This is a genomic window from Drancourtella massiliensis (assembly GCF_016900655.1).
Taxonomy (GTDB): domain Bacteria; phylum Bacillota; class Clostridia; order Lachnospirales; family Lachnospiraceae; genus Sellimonas; species Sellimonas catena.
Window position 1 is genome coordinate 1 of the sequence record NZ_JACJKH010000148.1, and the last position, 228, is coordinate 228.

2 rRNA genes are annotated in these 228 nt (G+C 55.7%); both read left to right on the forward strand.

Annotated features, from left to right (window positions below):
- Positions 1-66 (forward strand): 16S ribosomal RNA (locus H6A32_RS16140); the annotation flags it as partial.
- A 63-nt stretch (positions 67-129) separates the two neighbouring features.
- Positions 130-228: ribosomal RNA gene (rrf, locus tag H6A32_RS16145) — 5S ribosomal RNA — on the forward strand; the annotation flags it as partial.

Sequence of the window (228 nt, forward strand, 5' to 3'; positions counted from 1 at the left end):
CGGATAACTGGGGTGAAGTCGTAACAAGGTAGCCGTATCGGAAGGTGCGGCTGGATCACCTCCTTTCTAAGGGAAGAAGTAAGGGACGTTGTCTATTGTTGAGTGATCGAAGAGGAGCACTCAAGCTTCGCTGGTGGTGATGCGCCTGGGGGAAACACCCGTACCCATCCCGAACACGATGGTTAAGCCCCAGACGGCCGATGGTACTGCACTGGAGACGGTGTGGGA